This is a genomic window from Amycolatopsis antarctica, assembly GCF_002262875.1.
Taxonomy (GTDB): domain Bacteria; phylum Actinomycetota; class Actinomycetes; order Mycobacteriales; family Pseudonocardiaceae; genus Amycolatopsis; species Amycolatopsis antarctica.
The window spans coordinates 85,429-99,361 of the sequence record NZ_NKYE01000018.1 but is presented as its reverse complement, the minus strand read 5'-3'; the positions used below and the strand labels follow the sequence as shown (position 1 = coordinate 99,361).

The window sequence follows — 13,933 nt, the reverse complement described above, 5'->3', positions numbered from 1 at the left end:
GTCACTTGATCTGGCCTTGGAACTGCTGCACCACGGCGCGGATCGCGACCCCGAGTCCGATGGCCACAGCGAGCCCGATGGCCACCAGGACGGCCTTCTCCACGCTTTCCGATCCGCGATCACTGGTGGCACGCACGCGTTCCCAGCGGGCCGTGACGGTGAAGAACAACAGCATCACTGCGCCGCCGAGACTCAGCGCGCGCTGCGCAACGCGACGCCGCGCCGTGGTGAGGTAGTGCTCCAGGATCTCGGTCATGGGATGTTCAACTCCTTGGTGTGCAGCGTGTTTAGGTGATTCGTCTCTGGCTGCGCGGCTAGCCACCGGCTGTCAGCAACCGGAGCAGGGCTGGATAGATGGCCAGCAGGAGAAACGCGACCAGCAACAGGGCAACCGGGAGTGCGAGCCGCTGGGAACGCCCGTTGGCGTCGGCCTTGTCTCCGGCGAGCGCGGCCGAGCGCAGCGCGCTCGCTTTCGCGATCAGCGTGCTGTAGATGGCAGCGCCGTCAGCGGCGGTGGACAGGATGTCGGCCAGGTCGGCGAGTTCGACGACACCCATCCGTTTGCCCAGCCGGGATAAGGCTTCCCACGGGGTGTGCCCGGCACGCATCGCCCGGCCGAGCGTGCGACTGATCCGCGCGAACACCCACGAGTCCGCCACCGCGGCAGCTTCGGCGAGTGCTTGGCTCGGGGCGCGACCCGTCGCCCGTTCCTGGGCCACCAGGTCGAGATACGCGGCGACCCCCCGCCGGAACTCCTCTCGTGCCCGAGTGGCGTCCTCGCGCACGGCCAGCACTGGCACCAGCGACCCGGCCACCGCAGCGACCAGCACGCCCAGGATCACGACCGTGCCGGGGAAACCGATGCCGCCGAACCACGCCAGCCCCGCTACCGCCCCAACGCCTGCTGCGGCGCCGCCAGCCCATGCCAGGCGTCGAACGAGGTAACGTTCGGCAGTCTGGTCGAGCACGTCGAGGTCGCCAGCCGGAATACCCCACCACCGGTTCGACGACCGCGCCGAGTACCCGGCCAGGCGGTGCAGTCGAACCGACCAGCGCCCCAGCGGCGCAGCTCCGTCCACGCGACGCGCGGCACGGTCGTCCAGCTCCGCGACCGCGGCGGCCAGGTTGACCGGTGCTGGCCGTACCAACGCCAGAATCACGCACACGAGCGCGATCCCGGCGAGGGCACCGAGAACAGCGGCAGCGATACCCGGGCTCATCGCAGGGCCTCCGCGTCGGGCTCGGTGACCACGGTCAGCGAGCGCTTCGGCTTCGGTGCGCCGACTGGGGTCCGGGAGGAGACGCCGAGCAGCCGGGCGGGACGGCGAGTTCGGATCAAGATGTGCATCCACCATCCGGCCGCGCCGAGCAGAGCCCCGATCCCGGCCATGACCACCTGGCCCAGCACTCCATCGAAGGGCGAGAGGAACTCCCGGGCGAACAACACCAACCCGACCAGCAAGACCACGGTGATGCCGAGGATCGCGCGCACATCGGTGCGCGGTTTCGCCCGGTCGGCTTCGATGTCCCGGCGGGCCACGACTTCCCGTTCGAGCGCGGTGGCTTTCGCGTCGAGAACATCGACCAGCCCGCGTCCACCGGCGCGGGCGCGCAGGACCAGGGCGAGGACGACCTCGTCGGCAGCTTCGTCGCCAACGTCGTCGGCGAACGCGCGCAACGCCTGCTCCAGGCCGCGGGTGCGCAGCCGCACTGCGAGGGTCTCGACCTCGGTGGCCAAGGCGTCGGGGGCGGTGCGGGCCGAGCTGGTGATCGCCTGCTCCAGCCCGCCCGCGCCGGAGGCCAGGACGTCGGCCAGCCGCCGTACCCAGCTTGCCAAGGCGTCCAAGCGGGCGATCAGTCGCTGCGCGTCGTGGCCGCGGGCCAGGATCGGCACGGTCACCGCCCCGGCGACGGCCACCATCGCCGCAACCGGCCAGCCAGTGGCCCACCACACCACCACGCCCCCGACCACCGCCACAGCAACCCGCCGCAGGGGAAGCCGTGCCAGGCGCTCCCGCCAGCCTGCCGCTCGCTGCGGCACGGAACCTCGGCCACTACCGGCTTTCCGCGAGGCAGGAGGCAGCATCGCCGCAACCGCGCAGGCGAGGGCCAGCACGGCCACGACGCCGAGCAGACCCGGCCACACGTTCGTCATCGCCGGCCTCCTTCGGGGAAACCGGTGATGTTTCCGGCACCTGCCCCCGTACCGGCGGTGTCGAGCTGGGCGCGGTCGAAGCCGTGCCGCTCCAGGCGCTCCAGCAGGTCACGGCTGGGTGCATAGGCTGGAACCGCGCGGCCGTCGGCCGGGCGCGGGGCGAAGACTCTGGTGGTGTCCGGGCGGCCGGAATCACCGACCGGGCCGACCTCCATGACCTCGGAGACGAATCGCTGTCGGTGGTGCGCTCCGAGGTGGATGTGGTCGGTGCGGGCGACGTGCACGACCAGGTCGATCGCCGAGGCGGTCCACTGGTGGGCGGCCTCGATCGCCAGCGGCGGGGTAGCCAGCTGCCCGAGCGCCCCGATCCGGTCGAAGACGGCGGATGCGTTGGTGGCGTGCAGGGTGCACATCCCGCCGGTCGCGCCGTTACCCAGGGCCCGAAGCATGGCGGTGACTTCTCCGGCGCGGACTTCCCCAACGATCACCCGGCTCGGCGAGTGCCGCAGCGTCTGCTTGAGCAGATCGTCCAGGCTGATTTCGCCGATCCCTTCGCTGTTGGCCGGCCGGGCTTCCAGCGGAGTGACCAAGGGACGCGCACCAATGTGCAGGCCGAGTTCGTACTCCTCCTCGACGGTCACGACGTGCTCGTAGTCCGGAATCTCGGTGCACAACGCGCGCAGCAGCGTGGTTTTCCCCGCCGCGGGGCCGCCGGAAACGATCACGTTGCAGCCCGCGCGCACCGCCGCACGCAGAAACGACGCGATCACCGGATCGAGAGTGCCGTTAGCCACGAGATCATCAAGGGTGACGTCGACCAGACGGTGGCGGCGGATCGCGACCCGCGGCCGATCACTGACTTCCATCACGGCCGCGACCCGCGCACCCAGCGGGCCGCCAGCACCGATGCGAAGGTTTCCCAGCGGGCGGCCAGCATTGAACTCCCGTGACGTTTGGCCCTGGCGGGCGAACATCGCGGCCAGCATTTCCACCAGCTCGGCGTCGGTATCGGCCACCGGCTGCGGCCACGGCTCGATCGATCCGTCGGCCAGTTCCAGCAGCACGCGGTCGCAGCCGTGCACGTGGATGTTCTCCACGTCCTCGCGCTCCAGCAACTCCTCCAGCGCGCCCAGCCCGGACAACGCGGCCACCACCGCGCGAGTCAACCGGCGTTCCGCCTCCACCGACAGCGGTGCCTGTCCGGCAGTGGCGCGACGCTGCACCCAGGAAGCGACTTCCTCGGCCACGTACGCGCGCATGCGTGTCTGCTGCTCCTCCGCAGACAGGGGCGTGTCCAGATGGGTCTCTCCGGCGGCGACGCGTTCCAGCCGGGCCGCGACCGACTCCCGGATTTCCCTTACAGCGTGCGAGTCCAGCTGTTCGTCCAGCGTGCGGCCCTGCGGTTGCCCGAACGCCTGTGGCGGCCTGCCGCTGACGCTGGTGACGCCGTCGTGTGGCGATGCCAGCGGCACCGGGTGTGGGTAGCTGGTGGGACCGTTCGGGAGGCGGTATCCGTTGTGTGGCAACGTCATCGTGTTCCTCCGGTAAGCGCGCCTGCGGACATCGGCGGTGCCGGCGCGCGCAATTCGGCGGGCGTGTAGTTGTGGTAGGTCCCGTGCAGGCGGCGCGCCGCACGGCGTCCTGCCCGCAGCAACGGCGACCGACGGGGCAGGGCACCTCCGTCGACCCCGTCCGAGAGCACCGCCGCAGTCCGCGCGTCCGCAGGGATCTCAACAACGGTGTCGCGGCCCAGCGCCGCGCGGACCTCACGGGTGCCGGCAGGCGTGGTCGCGCATACCGCCAGCCCGAGTCGCTCCGGGGCGATCCGTTCGGCGAGCGTGGCCAGCACCGGGCGCGCGGACAGCACATGCCGCTGGGTTGGGCGCACCGCGAGCAACACGACATCGGCCGCCAGCAGCAACGGCCACGGCGTAGCCGTGCCGTAGCGGCCGACATCGACCAAGGTGTCGGCTGGATGACCGGTCGCGGTCCGGAACGCGGCCAGCGACGCGGTCAGGCGCGTCCATCCCGCTGTACCGACCGCGGCGTGCTGTTCCGGCGACGTCAACCCGGCCAGCAGGCCCACGTGCCGTGCGGGCGGCACGGTCTGCACGTGGTCGATCAGCGTGGCAGGGTCGCCCGCCATCGCGTGGCGGGTCGCGGTGGCGTGCGACAGGACGCCGAGATCGGTGCGGACCGTGCCGTCCACAAGCCAGTGGCCCAGCCAGCCCGGCGCGAGGTCGCCGCCAGCCGGGTCGCAGTCGGCCAGCAGCACCGGCGCGGGCCACGCCGCCGCCAGCGCGGCCAGCGTCGTGGTCGCGCCCGGTGCGCCCTTGCCCGAGACGATCGTGATCATGGCCAACACCCTCACCGCCCTTCCCGACGAAGACTTGCTTCTATGCGCCCGGTCCGAGCTGGACCACGACGACCTGGCCCGCAGCGGCGCTGGTCGCGGTCTGCGCGGCATCCGCGCCGACGACGACATCGACCGTGACCGCGCCGGTCGAGTCCGGCGGGCCGGTGCCCACCACCCGCGCCCGAAACGGCCCGGCCGTACTCGCCGCTGAGGCTTGTCCCGAATCCGTCCCGGTCCCGCTCGCGACCGGGCTGACCTGGACCAGATCACCGGGCGACAAGCCGCGCGCGGGCAGGTGTCCTGGCTTCACCGCGAGCCCGACCAACCGCTCGCCCGGCCCAGGAATCGGCTGCGTGGACAGCTGGCCGGGCGCGAGCACAGTGCCCGCGGGCAGCGCCGAGCGCGTGACCTGCCCCACCACACCCGCGCGGTCACCGGCGGGAATCGAGGACACCCCCTGGTCCGGGACCGCCTTCGCTATTCCGAGATCGCCGTCGCTGATCCGCTGGCCCCAGCCCACGGCCCGCGTCAGCACCACGACATCGACCCGGTTGTCCTGGCCCGCGATCAGGGCGTAGTTGCCGAACGCGACCACAGCGGCCAGCACGACCGCGACGCCCAGCAGCCACCACCGCCGCCGACGCGGCACCCGCGGGCCATCACCGTCGTTGGGCAGCTCGACGTCAGCTGAGCCGCCACTTGCCTGGCGTGGCCCGGAAAAAGACACAGCAGTACCCACTGGGCAACTCCTTACCCATTCTCAGAAATACAGTTTTCTTATGTCCGACAGAATGCGGATATCGCATTCACGACCGCTAGTTCGCGCGCAGAGCCTGTACCTCGGCAACCGCGAAGCTAGCCCCGGCCCGGGACTGCATCTGCGGGAAGTCCCCACCGACGTCAGCGGTTCCGTCCGATCCGACCCAGCTCACCGACCACTGGATCGCCCACTCCGCGCTGGCCTGATCATTCGGTTGGCCCACCGACGAGCGGGTGTAGACGAACCCGCAATCCGGGCTTGCCGCGTGCAGACCAAAGGAGCGGTCGTACGGTGTGCCCGGTCCCGAACATGTCATCGAACCGCCCGTGCCTGAGTTGAACGTCATGCCGACCGGTGTTGCGGTCACCTCGGCCCACACCGGGCCGACCTCCACCCGCTGCACGGCCGGATGCCACACCCCACGATCGGTCCACACCCAGGTGTTCTCGCCGACGATCGTGGCGTCCCGCCCGTCCGGCAGCCGCACGTCCGGTGAATGCCGCGGCACCGGCAACGGCAGCTGCAACTGCTCGAACGCCTGCGCCGCCAGCTCCGCCGGAGTCGGCAACGGCGGCGCTGCAGGCGCACCTGGTGGCGCCGGGGCGTCCGCGGGAAGAGGCGGCAAACACCGCATCCCGAACGCGCTACCACCCGGCCGACCAGCACCGGGGGCACCCCCGACACCGAAACCACCGAGAAAACAACCCGGAGGAATCCCGCTCGGCGAATCTGCAGCATCACTCGAGCCGGCCGCGGCCTGCCGATCTTGACCGGTGCCGGCCGACTTCCTTCCCGGACTCCCCGGCCGTACGGGCGCCTGGCCTCGCTGCTCCAAGGCCCGCATGTCGATGTGTGGCGGGGCGACCAGACCAGAAAGGTCGCCCGGAACGACGATGACCTGACCATCGTCATTGCTGGGCGGCGGCGGATCTGCCTGGGCTGGTGCCGGCAGGCCCGCCACTGATATCCCGCCCAGGCACAGCACGCCTGTGAGGACTTGCGCGATACGTCGGCGAACCATCAGCAGGTCCCGCCGGGGAACGTGACTTGAGCAACCTTCCACTGGCTGTCGGTGCTGTCGCGTTTAAGATCCGCATTGACTGGATTCCGCGGCACGCCGACGGTCTTTCGATCACCAGTCTTGGCGTCCGCCTGGCCTGCTTTTGAACCGTCTTGGCAGTCGACTACTTTCGCAGAAGCGCCGGTGATCTGAACTGACACGATGCGCGCAGTGACATCGCCATAGACCTTGATCCCGGCCTGTTTCTGAGATTGCATCGCGTTCAAGGTGGTGGTGAGCTGAGGGTCGACTGCTACCGCAGCCACTACGTCATGCCAGGTGTTCTCCGGCTTGTCACTGGCATGGAACGTGCTGACCCAGAATTGGGCGTAGGCGGTTTCGACCGCGGTGCGTTCGTCTTGGCCGGAAGAGGTCGGTGCCTGTGACGGCGCGGTTAGGTTCGGCGAAGACGATGGCGGCTGTGCCGAGTTGTTCTCGCCACTGCACCCCGTCAGCAACATGGCAAAGGCGCCAGCCAGGACGACGTTCAGTCGCTGACGATGGGTACCGATGTTGCTCACAAGGTCCTCCCCAGTGTTCCCGATGCCGATGTCCATGCCGACCCACGCCTGCGCAGGCCGCCATGCGCCTATGTCAACAGAATGCTTACCAGCGCGCCGGCGAGCAGTGGTGGACCTGCAGGGAACCGCGAATTCACACTTCTGGACGACACTGCTACCGCAAGGGCGACCAGGGCCGTAAGCCCGCTCGCGACCAGCAGGCCGCGCAACAGGCCATCCCACCCGAACCAGCCGAGATACAGCGCGAGCGCGGCGTACAGCGCGGTATCGCCGCCCCCTGTATGTTCCGGCGCGCACACCTGGATCAGCAAAGCAAGACCGAGCACGGCCACCATCGACATGCAGGCGAAGCCAAACCGGAACCAGGTTCCATCGCTCACCGTGGCGCAGAGCAAGAACACAGCGCCTCCGCCCGCCAGCGCTGCCACCAGCGGAAACGGCAACCTTCGGCAACATAGGTCCGTGAGTGCCAGGCCGCATCCCAATGCGCACGCCCAGCACCACGCCAGCCAGATCGGTGTCGCGCCGAGTCGAGACAGTCCAGCCCAACACAGCACTGCCGTCATCAGCGACATCGCCGCGGGAAGTGTGAAGCGTGCCAGCCGGCCGGTGACAACCACCGTGCCGGTCGTTCGTTCCGTCGCCGCGAGCAACACTGGTCCCGCCGCGATACTCGCGGCTCCGACCGCAGGCACCAGGATCGACATCATCAACACCTCCAAGACGAGCACGAAGGCGCTGGCGTGGGCCGCAGCATTCGGCCTGGCTCGCGCCGCGGTTGTGCTGCTCCTCGTCGTGGTCGAGGGACAGATCGGCACTGATCGTGACGATCCGCGCGTAATAGGTACCTGGAGTCATCGCGCGTACTGCTCCGATCGGGAGGAACTGCGGTGTCGTCCGGCCGTAGGCGGTGTGGAAGGCACGGACACCCCTACGTCTTCCACACCAGGCCGGGGTTCGGCGCCAGCTGTTTCCGGGATCTCGTCGAGGCGTGGACCGGAAACGGTCAGGCTGGTCCTCGCGGCGGTGGCGGACGGGTCGGTCATGGGTTCCAGGTCGGTCGCTTGGACAAAAGCGTGGAGACTCGGGGGCAGGGCGGGCGTGGTGACGAGTTCGGCGACGGGCTGCCAGGTGACGCACCGGTCGCACCATGCGTAGCTGGGAATGACCTCGGGGTTCTCGGCGAGTTCGGTGAGTTCGGTGTCGCCGATTTCATCGAGTGCACGCGTATGGGAGCAAAGAAGGAGGAAGTGCGCCATCGGTGTGCTCCGTCCAGGACGGTGGGGCTCGGGATGGGGCGACGGTCCAGTGGACCCGGAGGCTGGAGTCCTGGCGAACCGCCGCACCGGTCGGTCCGAGCGCGACTCGGCGCCCGAAGTCAGGTGCTGTTGACCGCCGAACCGTGATGATTCACAGACGGAATCGGCGCACGTTGACGTGATTGAAACAATCTGCGAAATGGCCACAGGCATCGAGAAGAGCCGTTGGAATTCTGGAGGTGACATCGCGAAGCGACCGGTAACGAGAATAAGGAGACGACGCTGTGAGAAAAATGCGGATATGGACTCCAGGAAAATGTTGTGACTTCTCGGAATATCCGCGTTGAAGGGATACTCGGATTGAGTTCCGGACGCCGGGGTGACACCTAGGGGGAGGAGTGTCACCCCGGCCAGCGAGACCGGGCGGGGCGCCGTCGATCCCCCGACTGGATCGACGGTTCCGGGAGGTGGCTCGGTTCGCATGCCTCCACAATGGAGCAACGAGAACGCGTCCGAGCCCGATAGTCTCAGGACAGTTTTGTGCTCTTTTTGTGCTGGTTTTGTGCTCGTTTTGTCCAGGCGAAAACGATTTTCATCTATCCGAGGGTTTGACGACATCGCGTGCCCGCATCGGCACATGCTGTTACTTTTGATGCTCGCGCGGACGAGCGTATCGGCATAGAACTACACCGCACCAGTAGGGATTCGGGGTGCCCCGAATCCCTACTGCGTTTTGGGCGGAGTAACAGCGTTATGGCCTGGGTAACTCAAGTACCGGGCTCGTCGCGAGTACTCAGGCACACGTTGATCGTGGCGATCTGGGCCTGGATATCGAGCGCACGCGGGTCCTGCAGTGATTCGAGAATCTCCCCCGCGGCGCGGTAGGAAGCGCGCGCTCCTTCGGGGTCGCCGAGTTTGGTCAGCGTTTCGCCCCGGGCCACGAGGGTTTCAGCCTGACCCCAGCGTTCGTGTCCGATACGGCGGACGACCAAGGCCGCATCGAAGTGGGTCAGTGCAGCTCGTGGCTGGTGCTGTTGCAGCAGGACCAAGCCCAGTTGGTGATGAGCGAGGCTGGCGACCGGTTGCTTCGGAGCGAGCGCCAGAGCGCGGGCAAGCGCGTCCTCGGCGAGTGCGCGAGCGTCGTCGGTCTTGCCCAAATTCTGGTGCACTCCGGAGAGCATGGCGCGAGCGACGGCGACGCCGAGGTCGAGGCCGACGCGCGCGAAGATCGTCTCGGCCAGCTCGTAGCTGGCTTGCGCGTCGTCGTGGCGGTCGAGGGCGCTGTAGGCGGCGGCGAGGCCGAACTCGCTCCATGCGCGGCCCCGGTCGTCGTTCAGCTCGATTTGCAGGCCGACCGCACGCCGGAGGTGGTCGATGCCTTCCTCGGTGCGCCCGAGTTCGTGCAGGACCCAGCCGAGGCTCTGGGTGCAGCGGGCGATGCCCGGGGTGCTGTCGAGGGCTTGCGCGGCGGCGAGTCCTTCGGTGGCCGCGGTGAGCCAGGTGCTCCAGTTCTTGGTCAGGTAGAAGTAGGGCAGAAAGAAGGCAGGAAGCATCCAGGCAGCATCTCCAGCGCCGATGGCCCGGGCATGGCGAGCGACTTCGAGCGCGGTGATCACTTCGGTTTCGCACCAGGCCAGCGCGCCATGGTAGTCCCCCAGGGCGAACGGCGCGGCAACCTCCGGGATGGTCGTGGTGGTGTCGGGTTCGATGTCGAGCGTGAGCCCGGAACCGGCCCAGTTGGGGGTCAGGGCGTTGCCGGCCTTCCAGGCGGTCGTGACATACCAGCGCAGGAGCCGATAGCGGGCCCGCGCCACCTCGTCGAGGGAGTCTTCGACGACGGCGCGCTGGTAGGCGTAGGCGCGCAAAAGGTGGTTCATCCAGAGGCGTCCGGCGCCAACGTAGGCGTCGTCGAGCAGGTGGGCGTGGCGCAGGACGTCCAACACTTCGCGGACGGTGCCGACGTCAAGTCCGGTCTGGGCAGCGACGGCCTCGGCGCTCAGTAGCGGGACAGGGATGATGCCGGCAAGCCGGAACACCCGCTGCTGCAGCGGCGCTAGCGCGAGATAGGACAGGTCGATCACACCATGGATGTTCACCGTGGGATCCGACGAGGTGAACACGTCCAGGCGCCGTTTCTCGCTGCCGAGCCGGTCGGCCAGGCTCTGCAGCGAGTCGTGCGGATGCTGTTGGATACGTTCGGCAGCGATGAGCACCGCCATCGGCAGCCGGCCGCAGCGGCGCACGATCGCCTCGGCGGCCTCGCGCTCGACCTCGACACGCGCATCGCCAGCGCGCCTGCGCAGCAGGGTCAGGGCTTCCTCGGGCGACAACGGGGGCAAGTCGATGTGCAGGCCGCCGCTGTGCAGCAACAGCGAGGGCTGGTGCTCGCGGCTGGTCAGCACCACCACGCTGCCCGCGCCGGGCAGCAAGTGCCGCACCTGGTCATAGCTGGCGATGTTGTCCAGCACCACGATGGCCGGACGTGCGGCCAGCAGCGAGCGGTAGCGGGCGGCGCGTTCGTCGATCGTGCCGTGCAACGCGTCGGCACCGGCTCCGAGCGCATGCAGGAAGCCGTCCAGGACATCGCCGGGGTCGACGGCCCGCCCGGGGGCCAGCCCACGCAGGTCGGCGAACAAGCAGCCACCGTCGAAGCGGTTCTGCACCCGCGCGGCCCAGTGCAACGCCAGTGAGGTCTTGCCGACCCAGAGGCCGCCCTCGATGACCGCGGTGACCGCAGCTCCCGGACGGACATGCTCGATGAGAGCGGCGTCGAGCCGGTGCAGATAGTTCGCGCGGCCGACGAAGTCTGCGGCGGCAGGTGGCAGTTGCATCGGCCGAGCGGGGGCCCGGCGAATCTCGTCCTGCTCGTGGGCGAGCTGTTCCAGCTCGCCGTCGGCGCCGAGCGCGCGATCGACTTCGCGTACCAGCCCCGGTGCCAGAGGCCGCACACCGTGCAGGATCTTCGACAGGTAGCTCGCGCTGTAGGTGGTCTGGCCCGCGATGTCGTCGAGCGTCATGCCGCGCCGGCGACGCAGCCGGTGTACCGCCTCCGCGAAAGCGTTGATGGACCTCAATTCCACGTCTCCCCCTGGATAGATCGACGCGCTACAGCCGCTTGTTGCGGAGCAGAGCGTCGCGACGCCGTCCGAGAACGGGCCGCAGGCTGTGGGACCGGATCGGACGTCCGCATCATTAGGTGGGAGCGACGACCGCGACAGCCGAGATTCGTTATCCCGCGCCGACACGCGGAGTGACCAACACGTCGATGACAGGCAGTCACTACCCCAACGCCCTCGCCGGGGCGCCTCGCCACCATCACACCCTGAAGCCGTGCGACAGCCACCAGTCACAGCTCACGAGCGATTTCCCAGCTCATCCAGCCCTGCGGCGCAAGACCTTTCCCCACACGTGGAAGATCACCCGATCTTTCCTGGATACCCGTACCTTCCCAGTCAATGCAACTGCCGGGTAACCGATTACTTCTTTCGGGTTAATTGAGGCGAGCAACACTACTCAGTGCAACCAAGTAGAACTACCTGCTGTCACTAGGTGTTATGACGCTTGCGCGAAGGCGGTACGTCGGTGCGGCGTCGGAAGCGGGTACAGCAGCGCCATGGTCTCCACAGCGCACTCCGGGCAGATCCGCAGGTTCGCTGGACGGCGCGGACCCAGAGATTCGAGCACAAGCTGGCCCTCGTGCAAGTGCCGGGTGCACACGGAGACATCGGTATCGGGCAAAGCGGTATGCGCGCGCCCGGGGTGGTAGGGGCTGACGCCCCAGTGCAGGTTGGTCATCGTGAACCGCCTCGGGTCGCGGTGGTGATCTCGGCGAAGCTGGAGTACGCGGCCTTGATCGCGGAGTCCGGCAAGGGGTCGAGGCCGACATCGGCGCGCGCGAGGTTGACTTCGGCTGGGCGGTGCAGCGGATAGAGGCGGCCGGCGGCCTCGGTACCGAGCCGCAACCGCTGGGTGCCGTAGCGCTGCGGGCGGCCCTGATCGGTCGCGACCCGGTCGGACAGAAACGCCAGATCGCGCGGTGCGGCGTCGCGGTTCTTCACCGCGGCGCGCAACTTCGGCAGCCAGCAGGCCCGGTAGGGCGCGGGGGCGTGCTGGGCCAGCACCCACGCGGCGTGCGCGCCGTCGACACCGACGGTGCGGCGGCCGGGCCAGCCGTGCACAGCCACGATGGGCGCGAACCAGCGCACGTTGTGCTCGTCGACGCGGTGAACGGTTTCCCATTGCTCGGGTGTGGGAGCCACCGGGTCGAGTTCGGCGCGGGCGCGCTGATCGGCGGCGGCACGATCGATCAGCTCGCCGCGCAGCGCGGCCAGCTCCGGGTCGACGCTGGCCCGGCTCACGGTTGTCCTCCTGCCAGCGCCGCCGACCCGGACGCGGTCAGCGTGAGCGGCCGATCGGCATCGTCGGCGAGATGGCCGGACGCGAGCAGGTCGGCATATGCCTGCGCGATCCACTCCGGGACCGCGCGGCCCCCGTCGGTGAACAACTCGCCGACGTGATGACGCAGCCCTCCGCGCGCGGCCCGGCGCAGCGCCCACCAGGACGCCAGGTCGACCCCGGCGCCCTCCGCGCGGCTGCGTAGCCCGGTTGTGGGTTCGGCGGTATCGAACGAGGGTGCGCGCGTCATGGTTTCTCCGATCGAGCGGCGGGCACCGAGGCAGCCAGTGCGCGGGTGGTGGCCAGCAACGCGGCCTGCGCGGGCAGATCGGCCCGGGTGGGCCAGTCGACCCAGCGCCACAGATCCAGCGCTTCGGTCTCCGGCGACGGCAGCACCACCAGAGCGTTGTCGCCGACCACGCTGACGCCCATCGGGACCAGCGCGGCCATGTGCTCCAGCGTCGCGCTGCCCGGGCCGCTCAGGAACGTCCACCGTTCCCCGCCGGGATGCGCCAGCGCCGGGGCGGGCATGGCCCGCACCCGCAGGCTGGGCGCGACCTTCCGGCCCAGCGCGGCAGGCATCGTGACCGCGCCGAGTAGCCCGCCGAGGCGCAGGGCGATGCGGTTGCCGTCCACGAGTTGGGCGGGGAGCCCGCACGTGGCCCAGTAGTACTCGCACCACCGTGCTGCGGTGTCCCCGGCCGATGCCGGGGGTGCCGTGCAGGTAACGGACATGCCCATCAGTCCCTTCGTGTTCCGGCGTTGAGCGCGGCCCGCGCGCTGGCGTGGTCGGGCAAGGACCAGCCGGTGTCTTCCGGGCTGATCCGCCAGCGCGAGATCCACGACGGCACCCGGCTCGGCGGCAGCAGGAGACATCCCTCGCGCACCGATCGCGGAACTCGACTCGCTCGAGCCCGCCGGTCGGGGATGTGTTCGACGATCAGGTGCCAGCGCGAGCCCGGCCCGACCAAGATCGGTCCGAGGCACCCGGCGTTCCGCAGGACCGCTTCGGTCCGGCCATCGCCAGGACCGAGATCGAGCACTCCCACTGCGCCCGGGCGCAGGAGAATGGGCCACGGCCGATCCGTCCACGCCTCGAACGCCTCGTCTTTGGACAGCGGTCCGCCCCGGCACACCAAGTTGGCCTCCTCGGGCAGAGACCGGCCGTCGGAGGCACCAGACCCGGGCTGCGGAACCCGGGCACCCGGGCAGATGAGCCAGCCGTGCGCCGCGTAGTCGGTCGCGGCGCAGCGCATCTCCGTCAGTTCGCCCGCTGGATACGGATGCGTGCTCAACACCGTGCATCACCCGCCTCCGACGCTGACGCGGACGCCTCGTCCGCGGGCGAAGGTTCATCGCTGGCCACCGTGGGGGTGAACCAGTCATGGAACTCCGCCAGCGTGCGACGTGGCTCGTCGGTGTCCCAC

15 protein-coding genes are annotated in these 13,933 nt (G+C 69.1%); all 15 read right to left on the bottom strand.

What is annotated here, in order from left to right:
• Position 1 precedes the first annotated feature (1 nt).
• Positions 2-256, bottom strand: a complete 255-nt coding sequence (locus CFN78_RS24030) for a hypothetical protein (protein ID WP_094865183.1) — start codon at positions 254-256, stop codon at positions 2-4.
• A gap of 58 nt (positions 257-314) precedes the next feature.
• Complete coding sequence (locus tag CFN78_RS24025; protein WP_094865181.1) at positions 315-1,220, bottom strand: pilus assembly protein TadB; 906 nt, start codon at positions 1,218-1,220, stop codon at positions 315-317.
• Complete coding sequence (locus CFN78_RS24020) at positions 1,217-2,155, bottom strand: type II secretion system F family protein (RefSeq protein WP_094865179.1); 939 nt, start codon at positions 2,153-2,155, stop codon at positions 1,217-1,219. The genes CFN78_RS24025 and CFN78_RS24020 overlap by 4 nt, the downstream gene beginning before the upstream one ends.
• Positions 2,152-3,627, bottom strand: a complete 1,476-nt coding sequence (locus CFN78_RS24015) for a TadA family conjugal transfer-associated ATPase (protein WP_240519658.1) — start codon at positions 3,625-3,627, stop codon at positions 2,152-2,154. The genes CFN78_RS24020 and CFN78_RS24015 overlap by 4 nt, the downstream gene beginning before the upstream one ends.
• Before the next feature lie 56 nt (positions 3,628-3,683).
• On the bottom strand, positions 3,684-4,511 hold the full coding sequence (locus CFN78_RS24010; protein WP_094865175.1) for a hypothetical protein: 828 nt from the start codon (positions 4,509-4,511) through the stop codon (positions 3,684-3,686).
• 40 nt (positions 4,512-4,551) lie between these two features.
• On the bottom strand, positions 4,552-5,160 hold the full coding sequence (locus CFN78_RS24005) for an SAF domain-containing protein (RefSeq protein WP_240519657.1): 609 nt from the start codon (positions 5,158-5,160) through the stop codon (positions 4,552-4,554).
• A gap of 166 nt (positions 5,161-5,326) precedes the next feature.
• The gene (locus tag CFN78_RS24000) at positions 5,327-5,839 is read right to left on the bottom strand and encodes a hypothetical protein (protein ID WP_094865171.1); all 513 of its coding nucleotides are present in this window, start codon (positions 5,837-5,839) and stop codon (positions 5,327-5,329) included.
• 452 nt (positions 5,840-6,291) lie between these two features.
• Entirely contained in the window at positions 6,292-6,852 is a 561-nt protein-coding gene (locus CFN78_RS28860; protein ID WP_133116443.1) for a hypothetical protein, read from the bottom strand.
• A gap of 68 nt (positions 6,853-6,920) precedes the next feature.
• A complete protein-coding gene (locus CFN78_RS23995) occupies positions 6,921-7,559 on the bottom strand; it encodes an A24 family peptidase (RefSeq protein WP_240519656.1) in 639 nt (212 codons plus the stop codon).
• Positions 7,560-7,706: 147 nt separating this feature from the next.
• On the bottom strand, positions 7,707-8,111 hold the full coding sequence (locus CFN78_RS28855) for a hypothetical protein (RefSeq protein ID WP_133116442.1): 405 nt from the start codon (positions 8,109-8,111) through the stop codon (positions 7,707-7,709).
• 767 nt (positions 8,112-8,878) lie between these two features.
• Complete coding sequence (locus tag CFN78_RS23990) at positions 8,879-11,191, bottom strand: XRE family transcriptional regulator (RefSeq protein ID WP_094865168.1); 2,313 nt, start codon at positions 11,189-11,191, stop codon at positions 8,879-8,881.
• A 711-nt stretch (positions 11,192-11,902) separates the two neighbouring features.
• A complete protein-coding gene (locus CFN78_RS23985) occupies positions 11,903-12,469 on the bottom strand; it encodes a DUF6624 domain-containing protein (RefSeq protein WP_205660635.1) in 567 nt (188 codons plus the stop codon).
• Positions 12,466-12,756: a hypothetical protein gene (locus CFN78_RS23980; RefSeq protein ID WP_094865167.1), complete on the bottom strand. Its 291-nt coding sequence runs from the start codon at positions 12,754-12,756 to the stop codon at positions 12,466-12,468. Before CFN78_RS23980 ends, CFN78_RS23985 begins: the two co-directional genes overlap by 4 nt.
• Positions 12,753-13,247: a hypothetical protein gene (locus CFN78_RS23975; protein WP_133116441.1), complete on the bottom strand. Its 495-nt coding sequence runs from the start codon at positions 13,245-13,247 to the stop codon at positions 12,753-12,755. The genes CFN78_RS23980 and CFN78_RS23975 overlap by 4 nt, the downstream gene beginning before the upstream one ends.
• Entirely contained in the window at positions 13,247-13,804 is a 558-nt protein-coding gene (locus CFN78_RS23970; RefSeq protein WP_094865162.1) for a hypothetical protein, read from the bottom strand. The genes CFN78_RS23975 and CFN78_RS23970 overlap by 1 nt, the downstream gene beginning before the upstream one ends.
• Between the last annotated feature and the right edge of the window lie 129 nt (positions 13,805-13,933).